Source organism: Chryseobacterium sp. FG46 (assembly GCF_057809135.1).
Map to the genome: position 1 here is coordinate 93,397 of NZ_JBMDJJ010000007.1, position 19,304 is coordinate 112,700.

Annotated in this window: 15 protein-coding genes; 2 read left to right on the top strand and 13 right to left on the bottom strand. The window is 35.3% G+C overall.

The genetic code is table 11. The features are described 5' to 3' along the window. Positions 1-319 precede the first annotated feature (319 nt). The 3 genes from ACODR7_RS07440 to ACODR7_RS07450 all read right to left on the bottom strand — a co-directional run bounded on the left by ACODR7_RS07440 (position 320) and on the right by ACODR7_RS07450 (position 4,232). Entirely contained in the window at positions 320-2,203 is a 1,884-nt protein-coding gene (locus ACODR7_RS07440; protein WP_488838448.1) for a type VI secretion system baseplate subunit TssF, read from the bottom strand. 24 nt (positions 2,204-2,227) lie between these two features. Beyond that, positions 2,228-2,668: a GPW/gp25 family protein gene (locus tag ACODR7_RS07445; RefSeq protein ID WP_002979175.1), complete on the bottom strand. Its 441-nt coding sequence runs from the start codon at positions 2,666-2,668 to the stop codon at positions 2,228-2,230. Positions 2,669-2,819: 151 nt separating this feature from the next. Then, positions 2,820-4,232, bottom strand: a complete 1,413-nt coding sequence (locus ACODR7_RS07450; protein WP_488838450.1) for an APC family permease — start codon at positions 4,230-4,232, stop codon at positions 2,820-2,822. A gap of 142 nt (positions 4,233-4,374) precedes the next feature. Here ACODR7_RS07450 and ACODR7_RS07455 point away from each other — a divergent pair, with 142 nt between their 5' ends. Continuing rightward, positions 4,375-4,872 carry a DUF4920 domain-containing protein gene (locus ACODR7_RS07455; protein ID WP_488838451.1) on the top strand — a complete coding sequence of 166 codons (498 nt, stop codon included), beginning with the start codon at positions 4,375-4,377 and terminating at the stop codon, positions 4,870-4,872. Between the two features lie 207 nt (positions 4,873-5,079). Here the strand turns inward: ACODR7_RS07455 and ACODR7_RS07460 are convergent, their stop codons facing one another. Next, entirely contained in the window at positions 5,080-6,189 is a 1,110-nt protein-coding gene (locus tag ACODR7_RS07460; protein WP_488838452.1) for a M14 family zinc carboxypeptidase, read from the bottom strand. A gap of 968 nt (positions 6,190-7,157) precedes the next feature. Here ACODR7_RS07460 and ACODR7_RS07465 point away from each other — a divergent pair. Then, positions 7,158-7,694, top strand: a complete 537-nt coding sequence (locus ACODR7_RS07465) for a helix-turn-helix transcriptional regulator (RefSeq protein ID WP_488838453.1) — start codon at positions 7,158-7,160, stop codon at positions 7,692-7,694. A 456-nt stretch (positions 7,695-8,150) separates the two neighbouring features. On the opposite strand, the gene ACODR7_RS07470 is transcribed toward ACODR7_RS07465, so the two are convergent. The 9 genes from ACODR7_RS07470 to ACODR7_RS07510 form a co-directional block, all read right to left on the bottom strand. Continuing rightward, complete coding sequence (locus tag ACODR7_RS07470; RefSeq protein WP_488838455.1) at positions 8,151-9,317, bottom strand: proline dehydrogenase family protein; 1,167 nt, start codon at positions 9,315-9,317, stop codon at positions 8,151-8,153. Between the two features lie 63 nt (positions 9,318-9,380). After that, complete coding sequence (locus ACODR7_RS07475; RefSeq protein ID WP_076594597.1) at positions 9,381-10,310, bottom strand: UbiA family prenyltransferase; 930 nt, start codon at positions 10,308-10,310, stop codon at positions 9,381-9,383. Positions 10,311-10,320: 10 nt separating this feature from the next. Continuing rightward, on the bottom strand, positions 10,321-11,247 hold the full coding sequence (locus ACODR7_RS07480; protein WP_488838456.1) for a mevalonate kinase family protein: 927 nt from the start codon (positions 11,245-11,247) through the stop codon (positions 10,321-10,323). A gap of 134 nt (positions 11,248-11,381) precedes the next feature. Beyond that, a complete protein-coding gene (locus ACODR7_RS07485) occupies positions 11,382-13,541 on the bottom strand; it encodes a M12 family metallo-peptidase (protein WP_488838457.1) in 2,160 nt (719 codons plus the stop codon). A 177-nt stretch (positions 13,542-13,718) separates the two neighbouring features. Further along, complete coding sequence (locus ACODR7_RS07490) at positions 13,719-15,209, bottom strand: MFS transporter (protein ID WP_488838459.1); 1,491 nt, start codon at positions 15,207-15,209, stop codon at positions 13,719-13,721. Positions 15,210-15,552: 343 nt separating this feature from the next. Continuing rightward, complete coding sequence (locus tag ACODR7_RS07495; protein ID WP_076594594.1) at positions 15,553-16,731, bottom strand: acetyl-CoA C-acyltransferase; 1,179 nt, start codon at positions 16,729-16,731, stop codon at positions 15,553-15,555. Positions 16,732-16,788: 57 nt separating this feature from the next. Next, complete coding sequence (locus ACODR7_RS07500; protein WP_136522307.1) at positions 16,789-17,199, bottom strand: hypothetical protein; 411 nt, start codon at positions 17,197-17,199, stop codon at positions 16,789-16,791. Between the two features lie 2 nt (positions 17,200-17,201). Then, positions 17,202-17,606 carry a hypothetical protein gene (locus tag ACODR7_RS07505; protein ID WP_488838461.1) on the bottom strand — a complete coding sequence of 135 codons (405 nt, stop codon included), beginning with the start codon at positions 17,604-17,606 and terminating at the stop codon, positions 17,202-17,204. A gap of 298 nt (positions 17,607-17,904) precedes the next feature. Further along, positions 17,905-19,287, bottom strand: a complete 1,383-nt coding sequence (locus ACODR7_RS07510) for a nucleoside permease (protein WP_488838462.1) — start codon at positions 19,285-19,287, stop codon at positions 17,905-17,907. Positions 19,288-19,304: the final 17 nt, after the last annotated feature.

Sequence of the window (19,304 nt, forward strand, 5' to 3'; positions counted from 1 at the left end):
GGGTGATTTTGCCTGAAAATCACAACGTGCAAAAATACGAAATTTTATAGACTTTTTTTGAATATAAAAGGGATAAAAGTTTCATAAAAAATTCTTAGGTTTTGTTAGTGCACTGAACCCGATGTTATTGTATTTTTCCGGAATGATTTCGTATTTTTCGGATCATTATGTTTTGGCTGAAGCCAATGGAAAGCTTATTTATAAAAAACGGGCTTCCTTCGACTAAGCTCAGGATAATAACCCATTCCTATTGATATGATTCAAAAATGCCGCAATAATTACGGCATTTTATATTTTAAACTGATTTACTTTTGAAGAATCACATATCCTGAAAATCAACATCTTCATTGGTAATTCTTACAATATATTCAATTCCGTCGATGGCTTTGGAAATGATCTGATTTCTGATGATATTGGCCATATTTTCCCAATACGCTCTTCCATAGAAAGAGTAGTTCTGAGGGATAATTTCTACCTCAACCGTTCTTACGAAGCCTTCTTTTGGTTTATTACTGATCATTGTGCCTCTTCTTACCCTTACTTCCCTTACCTCATCTTTCAGAATCATGCGGCAATAGTTTTTAACATCTTCCAAAGAAATGATCTTATCTCTGGTCGTCAATGCATATTTATAAGCCTGAATACTGTCTGTCCCTTTCTGCTCTTCGGCTCCGCCTAATGTTTCAGTAAGCAGCACTACAGTCTGGGATTTCAGCTGATTGGAAAGTTCAGTCCCTGGCCGCATATGATTGGCCAGCGTGCAGTGTGTTACCCAGAAAGAAGCATACGTATGATCAGTTTTTTCTACCGGTTCCATGATCACATAATTCAGTTCCTGTCTGATATTCCTTTTGGCGTTGTTTACTTTCTGCACCATGGATTTCATTTTATCAGACATTTCACTTAAGACACCTTTTACATTGTCTCTGTTTAAAAGGGAAAATGCAGCAATTTCGTCTCTTGTCAGTTCCAGAACATTGGCAATCATATCCACAGCATTTCTGCTTGTGAAGCGTTCCATCCCTCCTTTTCTTACGGTATACAAACCTTTTTTAAGATCATCAGCCGGAGTGAAAGGGATTTCAGTATATTTTCTTCCGTCGCCATCCTGTACCTCATCTACATAAAGGAAATGCTCCCCTTCATCTGTTACCAAAGGAATATTATTCCCCATGATATCCAGGCTGTATTCTGTTTTTTTCCAGCCTCTGTTGTAGACTGGGAAGGCATTCAGTACAAAGGAAAAATTGTCCAGGATTTCTGCTGAAAATTGTGGTGGAAACTCAAAAGTAAGCCATAGATAACGTTTACTATCAAGAAATTTTGTGATCTCTTCTTTTCCGGAAAGAAAATCAAGGTTCTGTGGAAGCTGTCCTGGATCTGAGAACAGACTTTGAGAGATTCCTGTTACTTCAATAAATTTATGACGATAGATACTTTTAATATCCTCAATCACCTTATTTCTGATGGACTGTTCTTTGAACATCTGCTCGTAACCATCATTTTGGTTTTCTGTAAGATAGCTTAATCCTTCTCTTACAAAAAGAGGATTGCCATTACTTGTTACTGTAATGTAAGGCAATAATTTGTATACGAAATCAAGGTGCTCAAAAGCCGGGTTGGAGCAGAATATACTCAGGTATTTCGGAAAGTTTTCACTTACATATTTGCTTACATCTACTCCAATGGTAATTTTTCTGTAATCTTCAGGTTTTCCCTGAAATCTTGCGATAGGGATTTTATTAAATCTGTCATCAATGCTGTAACAGGTATTTCCTACAAACATGATGGAAGTGTGAACTTTATTGATTCTTACATTTCCTACAGGAGTAAAAGGAATGTTCAGCTGCTTGTCTGATTCTGATTTTACAGTAGAAGTCATCTGTTTACGGAAGAAAAATTCCGTGTGTTCCAATAAAATCTCTGAAGACTCATAAGGCTGTGTAAAAGCTACGGAATGAGCCGGAATAGGATGTGTATAGATGGACGGTGTTAAGAGTTTTGCCAGTTTTTCCAATATACGGGCATTCACCGTCTGTATTTCATTATTCGCTTTGAAAATTTCTGTACTGAATGCATCTATCAACAGTTTTACAAAAGGATCTAAAGACTGTGGACTTCTCAATCCCCATACTTTAGTTGCATTTTGCAGCATTCTTGCTTTTACAGATTCTTTGGAATAAATATTCTGATCTAAATTCATAATTTTCTTTCGCTGTTAAAAATATTAATCAATAGACATCGGGCTTAGAAACAATTCTGTGGAAAAACTAAAACGCTCTCCTGTTTCTTCCATTTTTGCATTGATGGCAATTCTTACTTTCTTTTTAATTTCGGTGTGTTCTTTAGTATCATAACTGTGCTCTACAAACTGTATGTGAGCATCAATCTGCGGGTTTACGATTCTTGGTTCATATTCCTGAATCTGTCTCCTTAAGCTTTTGATAAAAACGCTTTCCCAGATGGCACTTGTGACTCCATTATCGAATTCGAGATTCCAGACATCGTTTCCATAGTTTTCATCATATCTGTTTTCCCCTTTTTTGGTGGTAATCAGCAGCATAATATTGTGGGCAATACTTTCCCCCATATCGCAGGTATCGATACTTCCGCCTTCAGTCATTAAAGTAGACGGTACGAAAGGCATTCTGTAATTTGGTGTATCCATAACTTATTGTTTTTACTTCATGGTCCTGTTTTAAAAACGAAATACCAAAATACGCATTTTCGACAAATAATGATGACAATACTTTAAATTTTATTCAAAATTAAGGGCCTTCAAACTGAATTGAAAGCCCTTAATCTGATCTATTTTTATTTTAAGTATTTGCTTTTTTTCTATTGATAAAATAGTATACCGGAAGTCCCAGCAATACCAAAACAAAGCCAGGCCATGTATACTGCTGTTTATAAATAAGCAATAGAATACAGAAACAAGTTCCTATTACAAGGTAAATAACAGGTGTTACCGGATAAAGCCATGTCTTATAAGGTCTTTCCAGTTCCGGATGTTTCATTCTTAAATAGATAACTCCAAAAACTGTAATCATATAAAACAGAACGATCACGAAAGAGATCATATCCAATAAGTTTCCGTACTGTCCGCTTAAACATAAAATAGAGGCCCAGACTCCCTGCATCCAAAGTGCATTTTCAGGAACTTCATTTTTATTATTTTTTTCTGCAGATTTAAAGAACATTCCGTCTTTTGCCATGGTCTGAAAAACTCTTGCTCCTGCCAGAATCAATCCGTTATTACATCCAAATGTGGAGATCATAACCAGTAAAGCAATAATAATGGTTCCGGCACTTCCAAAAATATTCTGAGAGGCAGCGACTGCTACCCTGTCGTTGGCAGCAAATGCAATTCCGTCTCTGTCTAATGCATTTAAGTAGACGTAGTTTACTGCTATATAAAGGATCATTACGGCAGAAGTTCCGAAAATCATTGATTTTACTACATTTTTTTTAGGATTTTCAATCTCTCCGGAAACAAATGTTACACTTTCCCAGGCCACAGAACTGAAAACAGAACCTACCATTGCAGCAGCAATTCCGCCTAGAAGAGTCATCCCTCCAATGGGTTCCCAGCCTTCTTTAAGGAAATTACCACTCAAATCTTTTTTAAGGTTATTGAAAGAATCTGTTCCCCAGCTGAAGTTTTCTGCTAAATGAGAAATGTCTACCAATATAAAGCCAGCAGCAATCAAACCCAATAATGCCATAATTTTGGAACCTGTAAAAATATTCTGAAGAATTTTACCGCTTTCCACTCCTCTGGTGTTGATATAGGTAAGCAAAACAATGACGGCAATCGCCAGAATCTGTATCCATGTAATTTTAAATTCACCACTCTGAAAAATAGGCGCAGCATCATTTAATGAGGGAATCAGGTAGGCCGTAAATTTTCCAAAAGCCATTGCTACGGCAGCAATTGTTCCGGTTTGTATTACGGTAAACAATCCCCATCCGTAAAGGAATCCCATTCTTTTACCGAAAATCTCTTTCAGGTAAGTATATTGTCCTCCGGCTTTCGGAAACAGTGCAGACAGTTCTCCATAGCTTATGGCAGCTGCTACGGTCATCACTCCTGTAATTACCCATACGATAATCACCCAAAATCCTGATCCCAGGTTTCGCATCATATCAGCACTTACAATAAAGATCCCGCTTCCGATCATAGATCCCATCACGAGCATGATGGCATCCCATAGTTTCAGTTTTTTTTGCATAGTCAAGTATAGGGATCAAATATAATCAAATCTGCCTTTCATTTTCAATTTTGTTAAAAATTCATCAAAACACCTGTTTTTTATCATTTTTTATTCCTTTATGATTCAATTTTAATTAGTATTTTTGAGAAAAATATTAAACATGAAATTTAAAGTTTTATTATTTGCAGCCGCTTTCACAGGTTCATCGTTAGCATTTGCTCAATCCGGACCTCCGGAAGGGAAAGCTTTGGTAGGTGATACTTATGGCAGCCAGGTAACTTCATCAGCTGAATCCAAAGCGATCACCGTAGATAAATTGAGTAAGCAGCTTAAAAAAGATAACAAAAAAGTTGAGAATGTATCTATTAAAGGAAAAGTAACTGATGTATGTGACAAAAAAGGCTGCTGGCTTACGATCCAGACCGAAGATAATTCTAAGTTTTTTGTAAAAATGAAAGACTATGCTTTCTTCGTACCTACAGCGTTAAAAGGAAAAAATGTAGTATTGGATGGGAATGCAGAAAGAAAAGTAATTTCTGTAAATGAGCAGAAACATTATGCAGAAGATGCTAAACAACCTCAGTCTGAAATTGATGCTATCACTCAACCAAAAGAAGAGATCAGATTTGTAGCGAATGGAATTAAAGTGGTTAACTAATCTTTAGAGGAATCGACATTCTAAAATTAAGTTTTGGCTAAAGCCGGATGAATATTCATTAAATTAAATGGGCTTTAGCCCATTCCTATTGAATAACATTATAAATGAGTGGACAGCCATTTGAATTTTGGAAATTAGTTATACAAAAGCTTCGGCAGCCCTCAAGGGCTGCCGAAGCTTTTGTATGAGGAGATTATTTAAAATCTTTTAATCTTCAATTTTAAATTCCACCACAGAATCCAGTTTCGGATATTTAGTGGCAGAAATAAATTTCTTTCCGGTACAGTCTATTTCCACCCAGCCTTTCTTTTGTTTTACATCTCCTGCTTCCATTACAAAAGGAATAAATGAGATTTCACTTTTCCCCTCTTCTTTGATCTCCCTGTACTGAACTGCAATATCCAGAATACATTCATGCTCTGTATTTAGCTTTACATTTCTGTAAATAATATCATAATGCGTTTCCTTGTTTTCAGGAATTTCAAGATAAGTTTCCCATCCTGTACTATCAGAGTTCAGTTCACTGATTGCTTTCAGTGCATAATAAAGAGCAATTGTATAATATTTTCTTGTTCCTGTTCTGTTATAGTCATCTACAAAGTGGCCTCCTTCAAATAAGATGGTCGGCATTCCTGCTTTGATAAAGTTATCTCCGGTAGAAGTAGGATAAAATTCATCAGAATATCTTCCGATCTGGTTGGGAATCATTCCTTTTAAATGGTTGTATACACTTCCGATTACTGCCATACATTTTTTTCTGTTCTCGGTAACGGTACGTTCTACATTTTCGGAAGGAGCCAAAAAGGAAAGTGTAGCAGGATGAATTCCATCAGTAGTAAATATGGTTCTCTGCTCATGAAGGTTTAAAGCGTAATCATATTTTTTGGAAGCAGCTGCTTTTTTCAGGAATTTAATCTCTTTACTTGCTTCGTTATGAAAGTCTCTGTTCAGATCAATATCGGCTGCATTCAGTCTGGTCCATCTTTCAGATCCGTCCGGATTCAGCATGAAGATGAAATCAAGTGTTATCTTACTGAATAAGTCTTCTTTCATTTCGGGAGCTTTATCAAGGCTTACCAAAAGGTCAAGCATAGCATGAGTGGCATTGGATTCATTTCCGTGCATTTGTGACCATGCCAATACGTGAATGTTTCCGGTACCGATGCTTAACTGATAAATAGGTTTATCTAAATAGGATGTTCCGATCTCCTGAATATAATCGCTGAGATTGGTCTGTAGATAAGAAAATAATTTTTCAGGGGAAATATAGCGATTTGAGAAATCGGGGTTTTGAGAATAGATCTGTTCAAAATTCATTGTAGGAATAGTTTACAAAAATCAAATTTAGCCATTTTTAGCCAAAAACATGAATTAACATTTGTAAATATCATCAAAAACCACAAATTTACATTTGACAAATGATTTAATTATAATTTACAAACATTCATTATTTCCATTTTTAAACTTAATGGATGAGTTAACTCTTGTAACATTGTCAAACAGTGCATGATGACAATTTGTCTGTGGATAAAATTGTGGATTGCGAATAATTTAATAACCAACAAATAAAATATTAAAAGTCATCACTTTATGAGATTTATATAAATAATAATTATAACAATACTTGAAGTGCAAAAAAGGCTATTTAAAGGCGTTTGAGTGTTATTTTATTAAACATTAAAATTGTGGAAAACCAGGCTGTTTAGTGATGTATACATATGTAAAATGAGTAAAAACAAAATGCCCTTCAGAAAATTATTCAAATAACACTTTTTTTAAGAGCTTTAATCTTACAAAAAATTAGTTGCTTAATAGGAAGGTTTTTTTCCTTTAAATTGAGCTTAATAGGGGCTTAAAATAGTGCATTTACATCGGTAATTTACAAATCTGCCATCAAACATAATAAGTTCTATATGTATTTTCATGAAGATTTTAATATAAACCTACCCAAGAGAGAGGTTTAGTAGTTTAATAATGTAAATCATATTTTTATTGAGATCTAACGGTCAAAATATCATGCAAAAAAGCATTAATTTACAATTTTAAACTAATATTTAAGTAAAATAATGATCCGTTACTCCATCAAAGATGCTTACAGAAATATACTGAATAAGATTATCATATTAAATAAATACAATTGTAATTAAAGTATAATCTATTGATTTAAAAATAATTAAATATAAGTTACAAATGTATACGGAGCATATTTGCATTTATTTACATTTGTGTTTTGCATTTGTAAATTATTAGAGTTACATTTGTAAAATAATTAAAGACTTATTTTTATGAGCTTAAATGAAAGAATTTCCAAAATTATAGAGTATTCTCGTCTTACTCCTTCTGAGTTTGCGGATGAGATTGACGTACAGCGTTCATCTATTTCACATATCACATCAGGAAGAAACAAACCGTCTCTTGAATTTATCATAAAAATAAAATCCCGTTTTCCGGAACTTCTTTGGGACTGGCTGGTTACTGGTGAAGGTGAAATGCTGAAATCTCAACTGCCGGAATCAGAAATTAACGAAGAGCATACCGAAGAAGAGAAAATAAAAACGACTCCACTACCCGATCTTTTCACCATGATGAATGATGATGATGAATTCGGAAGTGATGAAACGGAAACAGAGGCTTCAAAATCAAGTCCCGGAGAATCGTTTATACCAGCCGAGGATAAAGCTCAGGAAAAAATATCGCATTCTCAGCGATTAGAAAATTCCGGTGATCATATTTTAGGCCAACTGTTTGGTAATCAGCAAAGTAAAATAAAACGTATCGTTCTCTTCTACGAAAATGGAAAATTCGAAAGTTTTGAGCCTTAAAAAAACCTGATCAAAGAAAATGATCAGGTTAAAAAATATTTGAAGAAGAAAACTAAAGCTATTGCTTTATTTTATTTTTAAAATTTTTACAGGGTATCCAGTTGATAGAGTTTTTTCTTTTTATGATTATCTGTTTGCTCCTATAATGATAGTTTTTTACAATTTGGGCTATTTAAAAGGATAATAGTACTGGATTATTATAATGGTGAGATTCTATCCTAAGTAGAATTATAACAGTAATTGAAAATATTTTTTTTGCATTAGTTTTTATGACTCTATCAAATATAATTATTTAAAATCAAATCAGCAATAAAAATAAATTTATTTTAATATATAATCACCACAACAGACAATTGTTTCGATTATTACTAATTATCATGTTTCCGCAGTCGCTCAATTCCAATAAAAAAGACCTGCAAAACTGCAGGCCTGATATGTATATTGAGAACAATATTATTATTTCTTTCTTCTTTCAAGTTCTTTTTTGATCAGTCCAAGCTCTCTTCCGGTTTGTCCGGCTACAGAGGTATTTTCCTGGGCTCTTCTCGTCAAATAAGGGACAACATCCTTTACAGGTCCGTATGGAAGATATTTGGCCACATTATAGCCTTTATTAGACAAATAGAAAGTAATATTATCACTCATCCCGTAAAGCTGTCCGAAATACACATGAGGATTACCGCTTTCCAGAGATTTCGCTTTCATTTTATCCATGATCAGCTCAGAAGAGATTTCGTTATGAGTTCCGAAGAACGCTGAAACCTTATCCAAATGATCCATCACAAAGTCGATTCCTGAATTATAGTTTTTATCTGACGCTTCTTTGGTTGGCTGAATCGGATCTGCATACCCTTTTTCTGCTGCTCTGGCTCTTTCTTTTTCCATGTAAGCACCACGTACGATCTTGTAACCGATAAAGTAATTCTTCTCTCTTGCTCTCTGTAGATGAGCTTCCATATATTCCAGTCTTCCGGTTCTGTACATCTGGATGGTATTCCAAACGATAGGTTTCTGCTGGTTATATTTCTCCATCATCTCTTCACAAAGGTGGTCTGCTGCATCCTGCATCCAGGTTTCTTCAGCATCTACCATTACTTTTTTATCATGCTCATGGCAAAGACTGCATACTTCATCAAATCTTTTTACCACTCTTTCCCATTCTTCTTTCTGGCTGGTAGTAAGCTCAGCTCCTTTTCCGACAGCTTCATAAAGATCAATTCTTCCGAAAGCAGTAGGCTTAAACACAATAAAAGGAATCGCCGGATTTCCTACTGAGAATCTTACAATGTCCTTAATTTCTTTGCAAACTGCATCAAAAGTTTCTTCATCTTCTTTTCCTTCAATGGAATAATCAAAAATACTTCCAACTCCTCTTTTGAACAGCTGCTTCACCACTTTCATACTTTCTTCACGGGTTTCACCACCACAGAACTGTGCAAATAAGGTATTTTTTACAATTCCGGTAACGAAAGGAAAGTTATTGTGTACTGTGAAATTCAGAACAGATGTTCCAAGGCTGGTAAGAGCTGGCTGTTCAATCATTTTAAACATCCAGTAAGCCTTTCTCAATTGTGCATCAGACTTATCTGCAAATGCAATTTTAGTATCATTAAAAATGGGCATTCCTATTTATTAAATTTAGTTATGCAAAGGTAATAATAACCTCAGTTTATTTAAAGATTTTTTTTACAATTTATGCTCTATTCCATTTAACAGCATGGCAATGATTCCGACAAAAACCCAGAACCTTAATACATTCAATGTCAGAAAGTTGCTTCTTCTTGAAGCTTTTAAAAGAAGATAAATACATACAATCATGACAAAAAGCCCTCCGGCAAAATAATAAGCCATGAATCCGGTAATGCCGGTTTTTGTAATAATCTTCATTGAAACTGCCATAGTAACTATCAATAAAGATGTCAGAATGATTTTTGTATTTCTGCTTTTAAAATAATTAGGAATAGTAGTATATCCGAAAGCTTTATCCACACTTCTGGTAAGAGTATCTTTCACAATATCAATACAGAGCAGGATAAGAAAGAGAAAGACAGCCATCAGGAAAACCTTTTTGGAAAAGGTTTCGTAGTACACCATCATTCCAAAGAACGGATACAAAGTGAGACTGACAAAAGTAAGGTTGTTTAAGATCAGTATTCTGCTTAGTTTATGGCTGTAAAACCACATAAAGAACTGATAGACTACAAAAAAAGCAAATACATTATGAGAAATCATCCAGGCTACGCCTAAAGAAATAGCACTGAGCGCCAGATAGGCATAAAGAAAATATTTCTGTTTGATGAAACTCTGAACTCGTGTTCTGAAGGGTTTTACTACATGATCTTTCTCCAGATCGTAGAATTGGTTGATAATACCACCCGCCAGAATGGTAAGGACAGTACAGAAAATAATTCCGTGTACTTTGAAATCGAAGACAAATTTTCTGAAAGATTCATCCTGGTTGAACAGGAAAAAAGTAGAAACATAGAGAGCAAACGTCAGGAGAGCTGCTACAAAAAAACGTGCTCCGAGGAGAAAGCCCACGAATTGTGAAAATCTGTAAAATAGAGATTTTGATAAATAGTTTTTAGATTGGAAAGGTTCTTTTTCAGAATTCATTCCAATCTGTTTAAAATCTGTAAATCACTTCTTTTTGGAAGCCGTCAAGCATTTTTTCAGCTTTTGCATAATCTTTTGTAAATCCTAAGATATAGCCGCCTCCACCGCTACCACACAGTTTCAGATAATAAGCATTGGAATCCAGCCCTTTTTTCCAGATATTAAAGATACTTTCAGGGATCATAGGACGGAAATGTTCATAAGCCCAGTGAGAAAGCTTCTTAAGATTTCTGAAGAATGGATTCATGTCCTTTTTAAGGAAAGATTCGATACATGCGTTGTTGTAACGGATGAACTCTTCTTTCAGGGTTTTTCGGAAACCTTCTGTTTTCATTTTTTCAAAGAAAATCTGAATCATAGGTCCTGTTTCGCCAGTCATTCCGGAATCAATCAGGAAAATAGCTCCTTTTCCTTCTTCACCTTCCGGAATATTTACCCTGTCTAAATTTTCTTTATTTTCGATAAGAATTGGCAGATTCATATAACAGATCAATGGATCCATCCCTGAACTTTTTCCATGGAAATAGCTTTCCATTTCACCAAAAACAGCTTTTAATTTTTTAAGATTATCTTTTGAAATGTTTTCAGGATTCAGCTTACTGATTGAATATTTTTCAAAAATAGCAGCGACTAAGGCTCCTGAACTTCCCACTCCATATCCCTGAGGAATATTGGAATCAAAGAAAAGTCCGTTTGAAATATCTTTTTTAAAGCTCTCAATATCCAGCTTAAAGTCGTCGGAAAGATCAAGTGCTGTAAGAAATTCAGAATATTTCTGCAGATGTCTGTTGGAGTTAAGTTCAAAATCAGAACTCAAATCTGAGAATTTCAAAGTTCCTTTATAGAAGCTGTAAGGTACAACAAGCCCCTGGGAATCTTCAATCATTCCGTATTCTCCAAACAGGATTATTTTTGCATAAAATAAAGGGTTGGTCATATTGACAATAAATCTTTTTGCAAAGTTAAAAATTATTCCGCTGAATATAAGCAAAACTCAGGCCGAATTTTTTCTATATAAAGATACGAAAAAAGCCTGATAAAATCAGGCTTTTGTAAAGATTTGTACTATAATTACTGTTTGATCAGCTTTTTATTGATGGTTTGTTTTTCTGTTTCCACAGTGATTACATAGTTTCCTGTCTGAATTGAGGAAAGATTTATTTCCTGTTTATTTCCTTTTAAAGAAGAATCAGAAATAATCAACCTCCCTGCTTCATCATAGATCTTATATCCTCTTAATCTTTCTTTTGAAGACAGCGTTATCATATTTTTGGCAGGATTCGGATAAATGTCTATTGAATTATTTGAGGGATTGATATCTTCTACTGCTAAAACGCTGCAAGAGAAATTTACATTCCAGCCATTTCCTGTAACGCCTCCATCTGAAACAAATTTTACTGTTATTGCTCCTGAGGGATCTGTGGATGTGAACGGACCTGGTATAGTACTTCCACTCAAATTATTTCCATTGGCAAACAATGGTGAAGCCGTAGAAGCCCCATTATACACATACATGTAATCATAGCCTTGTTCAAGATCGAATGCAGTAAACGTCATTGTTAAAGAGGAACCGGACGCAGGATAGAATGTTTTTACTAATTCTTCATTATCTCCATATTGACCTGCTGAGCCTCCTGTGTCCAAGAATTGAATTCCGTCGCACCATGCTCCATCAGTTAAAAACAACTTTGATAGCTGGAATGCATTAGGGCCGCTGCAATTTGTGCCTACATTTAGTCTGTAATAAGTGGCAGGCTGAAGGTTTGTAAAATTAAAAGAAGGTGTATTGGTACTTCCGGAAGATACGAGCGCTCCGTTACTTGTAGTTAATTTATATTTCCATGATGATGAACTTGCGTCTGTAAAATTTGCATTTGCAGAGTTCTGTGTGATATTGGTAATTGTAAAATTGGTCATTGATGCAGGACATGATGCTATGCAATTCGTACCAAGGCATCCTTTTGAATCCACGATATTTCTGACCAATGCTCCAGGCTGCACACCAAAGCCATTCGCAAAATTAATTCCTACGCTGCTTACCAGATGGCAGTAACTCATAATGGTACCACCACCTGCCGGAGGAAGAGCTGCGGTACATCCTTCATTATTTCCTGAAGCTGGTCCACAGCCATCAATAGCTGTATTATTTCCGTTCCAGAAACAGGCGTGAGTATGTGGTGAACCTAAATTATGCCCAAGTTCATGGGTCATAGCTTCTATATTCCATGAGTAAGTGGGTACATTTTGATAATTAAAATTCGTACCGCAGTAAGAATATCTGTAATCGGTACATAATGAATTTACATATGCGATACTTGTTGTGGCAGGATTTCTTAATAATTGTGCCAAATCACCATTAAAAGTGGTTCTGGTGGTTCTAAACTGGTTCAGAATTGTGCCAGGTGATCCTGTATAAGGATCTGTGGTTGTCCAGACAAAAACTTCACTTAATGCTACATTAACATTCTCATTGGCATAAAGTGTTGAAACATTATTATGCATAGCGGTAACCCAATTGGTGGTAGTGGTAGTGTTACTCCCATTTTGGGTATAAGGACCATAACCTGCTTCATAGTAGATCCTTACGCAATTATCTGTTTTTTTGCTAGTATTATCCGGTGTAAAGACAGGTCTCTGAACCTGATTTTCTTTCAGCCCGTCTACATCACAGGCAAACGGGTTAGATCCTGTTAACTTAGAATCTGAATAGCTTACAAAATCTTCAGAATTTTTAGCTTTTCCTACCACTATATTTCCTGATTCAAGGGTAGAAGCAACTCCAACAATGTCGTTATTGAAAAAGCTAAAGGCTGCGATAGAAGCATTATCTCCTTTTACTATTCCCTGATAATAAACTCCAGGCGTATATTCTACGGTTGTTCCTTTATCTGTAATTACTTTAAAATCGCTGGTTAAGATCTGATGTCTGTACATTTCAAGAATGATCTGTCTCCCGTCATCAAAAGGAAAAGAAATTTCAATAAAATCAGGTTTATCTTTGATTAATCTTTTTAATTCTGCAGACTTTAAAGACATTACAGTGATGTCTGTTGCTGCTTTTTTGTATTCGGCTGTTTTATCTGCAGATTTATTCGTTTCAAATAAGTCATACGTTTTAAATTCTAATTTTCGATTATGAAATTCTAAAACTTTTTGAGCGACCGGTTTTAAATTCTGAGAAAAACCTAGCACAAAACACTGCAAAAAACAAATTAATAGAAAATTCTTCATGATTTTGATAATTTTGTCATTTTTACAAATAAACAAAAAAAATCAACACATAGTGAAAAACAACTACTATATTCTAGTATTTATAGAAATCATATAACGAAATCCAATCAAAAAACCTAATAAATGTTTTTTATTCTTTAGAATAAAAAAAGACGTTAAAAATAACGTCTTTCAATTTTATAATGTTTCTCTGTCTTTTCTCATTTTAACCTTCAGGAATCTGATTAAAATCAATCCTGCGGCAAAGAATATGGTCATGGACAATGCTGCAATACGCATATTATTGAAATGCTCGATCAATGTTGCAAAGATAAATGTTCCGATAATAATGGCAATTTTCTCCAATACATCATAGAAACTGAAGTAAGTAGTGTTCTCCATTGAGTTTTCCGGAAGTAATTTTGAATAAGTAGATCTGGACATTGCCTGAAGACCACCCATTACCAAACCTACTACTGCAGCCACTCCATAAAACTGGTATTCAACGGTCGGGTTTTCTTTATTCAGGAAATAAGCCCAAAGACAAGCCACAATCCAAAGGATGATTGCAATTGAAATAACATTTTTATTACCAATTCTTTTGGATAATCTTGAGAAAATAACGGCTCCAATGATTGCTTCGATCTGAATCACCAAAAGAGTTCCGATCAGTTTATCCTGAGCAAGATTAATTTCACTTTTCCCGAATAATGTAGCCATAAGGAAAATGGTCTGCATTCCTACACTATAAAAAAAGAAACTCGACAGGAAGAATTTCAGATTTCTATCTTTGAAAAGTTCTCCCCCTACTTTAAAGAGTTCGTGAAAACTTTCTTTTGCAATATCTTTATAGAAGTTCAGATTATCTTTAAATACCTCAAAGAAACCACCTTGTTCTTCATGTCTTTTGAAGATATTCTTATAGTTTAAAAGCACTAAATCTTTAGGAAGTTTATCTTTCACATCTCCAAACTGAGGAAGGTGCTTGAATGTATATTGAGAAAAACCGAACCACCACGCTCCTGTTAACAGAAAACTGATTCTTGTAAACAATAGCTGCTGAGCTGCCCCTTTGGCAAAAACCTGAATCAATACTAAACAGATTACCACTAAAACTACAGAACCGATATATCCATAAACATACCCTCTTGCAGAAAGAGCATCCTGTCTGTCCGGTGTGGCAATATCCGGAAGGAAAGAGTTGTAAAATACCAAACTTCCCCAGAAACCGACACTGGCTGTAATACTGAATAAAAGTCCCAGAAATACGTTATGCATTCCCGTAAACATGGCCAATCCCATACAAGATGTTGCTCCAAGATAACAGAAAAACTGCAGGAAAGACTTTTTATTTCCAATCGTATCGGCTAAAGAAGACAGAAATGGAGACAGTAATACTACAACAAAAAATGATATGGTAAGGGAATATCCATACACGGCATCCGGCTGATATTCTTCTCCGAAAATTCTGATCATATGCCTTACCGGAACATCAATCCATGTTTTGGTTTCTGCCACGTATTCTTTTTTCTCGTAAGCAGTGGTAAGGATAGAGTAATAAATAGGAAAAATAGTAGAGGTAATAACCAGCGAATAAACAGAATTTGCCCAGTCATATACAGCCCAGGCCTTCATAATTTTCGGATTATTCTTTATGTTTTTAGGCTGTCGATTCTCAGTTTCAGACATTTCAAATATATATTAGTAGCACAAAAATAGAAAAACTATGGAACATTCTACGGTTTTTAATATTATTTTGAAAATAATAATTGTAAGGCATTGAAATCATTCATCAAAGTTTTAATCTAATTTATACTTTCTCAGATTAGAGCATATGTGTTGTAAAGTTTAAAACTCTCTCATTCATATCAGTAAATCAACTGATCGGATATACAATCGAAAGGTTCAAAAAATAATGCATAGTAATGTAGGACTGTCAGATAATTTTATCCTATTCTGTAACTAAAAATCGGGGTTCAAAGACCCCGATTTTTATATCTTAAACCACAAAATATGGTTATATCCTTATCAATTATAAGTTTTCAATTACGATAGCAGAAGCTCCACCGCCTCCGTTGCAGATTGCTGCTGCACCGTATTTACCATTGTTTTGCTTCAATACATTGATCAATGTAACGATGATTCTTGAACCTGAACTTCCCAGTGGATGTCCTAATGCTACAGCGCCTCCGTTTACGTTTACTTTAGCAGCATCTAATCCTAAGATCTTGTTGTTTGCCAGCCCTACCACTGAGAAAGCTTCATTGAATTCGAAGAAATCAATATCAGAAACTTCTAATCCTGCTTTTTTAAGAGCGATAGGTAATGCTTTTGCCGGAGCAGTTGTAAAGTTTTCAGGCTCATGCGCTGCGTCAGCATAAGATACGATTTTTGCAAGAGGCTTCAATCCAAGTTCTTCCATTTTTTCTTTGGAAACAAGAATCAGTGCAGAAGCACCGTCGTTCAGAGTAGATGCATTTGCTGCTGTTACGGTTCCTTCTTCTTTTTTGAATACGGTAGGAAGCGTTGAAATTCTGTCAAAGTTTACTGCTTTATATTCTTCATCTTCAGCAAAAATTACAGGCTCTCCTTTTCTCTGAGGAATAGAAACCGGCACAATTTCTTCGTTGAATTTACCTTCGCTCCAAGCTTTTGCTGATCTTTTGTAAGATTCTACTGCGAAGTTATCCTGATCTTCTCTTGTAATATTATAGTCTGCGGCGCATTTTTCTGCACATACTCCCATATGTACTTTGTTGTATACGTCTGTAAGACCGTCAAGTACCATTCCGTCAAGCATTTTGATATCACCTAATTTTGTAGCCACTCTTGCATTGTAATAATGAGGAACTAAAGACATATTCTCCATACCTCCTGCAACAATTACATCAGCATCACCAGCTTTGATAGCCTGCGCTGCCATTGTTACAGCTTTCATTCCTGAAGCACAAACTTTATTAACTGTAGTAGAAGGTGTATTGATTGAAAGACCTGCTCCTAAAGCCACCTGACGAGCCGGCGCCTGGCCTTCTCCTGCCTGAAGAACATTTCCCATATAGATTTCCTGAACAGTATTAGGATCTAAACCGATTTTATCTAATGCACCTTTTACGGCAGTTGCTCCCAGTTTTGTAGCCGGAACTGTTGATAAGCTTCCCATAAAACTCCCCATTGGTGTTCTTACTGCGGAAACAATGAATACTTCTTTCATGTATATAATTTTTATTTAGCTAAAACGGAATAAAGATTCCATTCTTATAGTTAGAATTTATTTCACTTTTATGTATACCAGATCGAATTGAGTCCCTTCAATTTTGGAATTCACTTTCAGAAGATTATCCTGAGTGGCTACTATTTTATTATTGAAGACATCCCCTATCTGTGCTGGATCATTTTTATCGGATTTCTCTATCACGATTGCTTTATAATTGCAGTCATCCACAAAAACCAATGTCGATTTGATATAATCTTTTCCATTATTGAAATATTCGGTTTGAACATTATCTTTAATGGTCATATACCATATTGCTTCCGGATATTTAGGTCTTAAAAACTTCCCTTCTTTTATGTTAGTACACTTAGGTGGATTATCCGGTTTTTTCTGTTCTGTTGACTGGGCATACGTCTGTGCGGCCGTCATCAACAAAATTCCTGCTGAAAATATTTTTAAGAAGTTCATATTTATATTTGTGTTCTATTATTTACTTTTTTACTTCCTCCTGCAAAAACCATCAGAAAAGCCCCTAAAAACTCTACAGCCCAACCCCATTTCAATGTAACAATTCCTGCAAAAGTCTCCTGCCAGGATTTGAAGGGTAAAAAGCTAAAGTATTGCAGCGATTGCATTTTCACAGCAACCAGGGTAAATCCGAATAAAAGAATAAGCAGAATACCAAAAAATCTAACGATTTTAGCACTGTTATTTACAATTCCAAAAACTGCACAAGCGGAAAAGATCCAGCAGGCAATAGCCAGATAATGATCAAGCTTCCAATAGTTCCAGTTCCCTATTACAGGCACATGTACCAAGGGTAGAAAACTACCTGCAATTACTAACAGTAATCCTAATAACTGAATATTTTTCATATTTACTAAAGTGCCAAAATACAAAAAAAAACACACTTTTAAAGAGTGTGTTTTAAAAATACAATTTCACTACACAAACGTTCGTTAGTCACAAAAAAAGATCGCTATTATTATTTATTAGACAAAGAAATAATTTATTTATTATAGAATTAAAAATCACCGCTTACAATTTCAATACCGATATGAATCCATATTTTTCTTCAGCAAAGCTTTAATTATATACAAGGATATGAAAATAAAAAAATTGCATTTTTTTTCAAAAATGCAATTTAATATCTTAATAAATTATAAGTTTCAATTAGTGTTTCACTGATGAAACATCTTCCGGGTTATGTTTATGTTTAAACAGTACGGCAAAGAACACCGCAAGTATTAACGCATATATTGCAAAAGAAAGCCATATCTGCTGCCAGTCTTTTACCATCACCACAGAGGAAAGAGTTCCGTCTGTATTCACTGCTGCGTTGAAGCTCTTCTTTAAAATGTTCAGGAAAGTAGGATTATCAGGGGTTGTCTGCAGATAAGCAGAAAGATCTGAAGCCGTAGAAAACTTGTGGGTAAAGAACTTATCAATAGCCCATCCAGCGGCGTAACTTCCGAAAACCGCTCCAAAACCGTTAGTCATCATCATGAATAATCCCTGAGCTGAAGAACGTATCTTTTTATCGGTAGTCGTTTCCACGAAAAGGGATCCTGAGATATTAAAGAAATCGAAAGCCATTCCGTACACAATACATGAAAGGATGATCAGTGAAAGTCCAAACCCGTCGGGCACCCCATAAGCAAAGAATCCGAATCTTAATACCCAGGCCAGCATCGATATCAACATTACTTTCTTAATTCCGAATTTCTTCAGGAAGAAAGGAATTGCCAAAATAAACAGGGTTTCTGAAACCTGTGAGATGGACATAATAATGGTAGATCTCTTTACTACAAATGAGTCTGCATATTTAGGAAAATGAGCAAATTCACTTAAAAATACGTCTCCATATGCATTGGTAAGTTGAAGTGCAGCTCCCAAAAGCATTGAAAACATAAAGAATAATGCCATTTTATAGTTTCCAAAAAGCTTAAATGCATTCAAGCCTAACTGCTCGGATAATGGTGAGTGTTTGTCAATCAGTTTTTGTGGTGGACATTTAGGAAGGGTAAGGGCATAAATCCCTAAGAAAATTGCTACAACACCTCCAATATAAAACTGACCTTCTGTTTCTTTATTCCCGCTAAGGTTTGTGATCCACATCGCAACAATAAAACCAATAGTTCCCCATACACGAATCGGTGGAAAGTCTTTCACCACATCCAGATTATTATTTTTCAGGATCGTATAAGAAATTGAATTAGCAAGTGCAATGGTAGGCATATAGAAGCACATGGCCAAAAGCATTACTGAAAAGAAGGAATTCGGGTCTGCAGAATGAGGTAAAATAAAAAGAATAACCCCATACAGGATGTGTAATACTGAAAATATGCGTTCCGCATTTACCCAGCGGTCAGCAATAATTCCGGTAATGGTTGGCATAAAGATAGAAGCAATTCCCATTGTTCCGAACACAGCTCCAAACTGAGTTCCATCCCAATGTTTTGTGCCAAACCAGAAGTTTGCCATCGTAATCAGCCAAGCTCCCCAAACGAAAAACTGGAGAAAACTGAGGATGGTCAGTCGTAATTTTAAATTCATAGTTTATATAAAAAGTA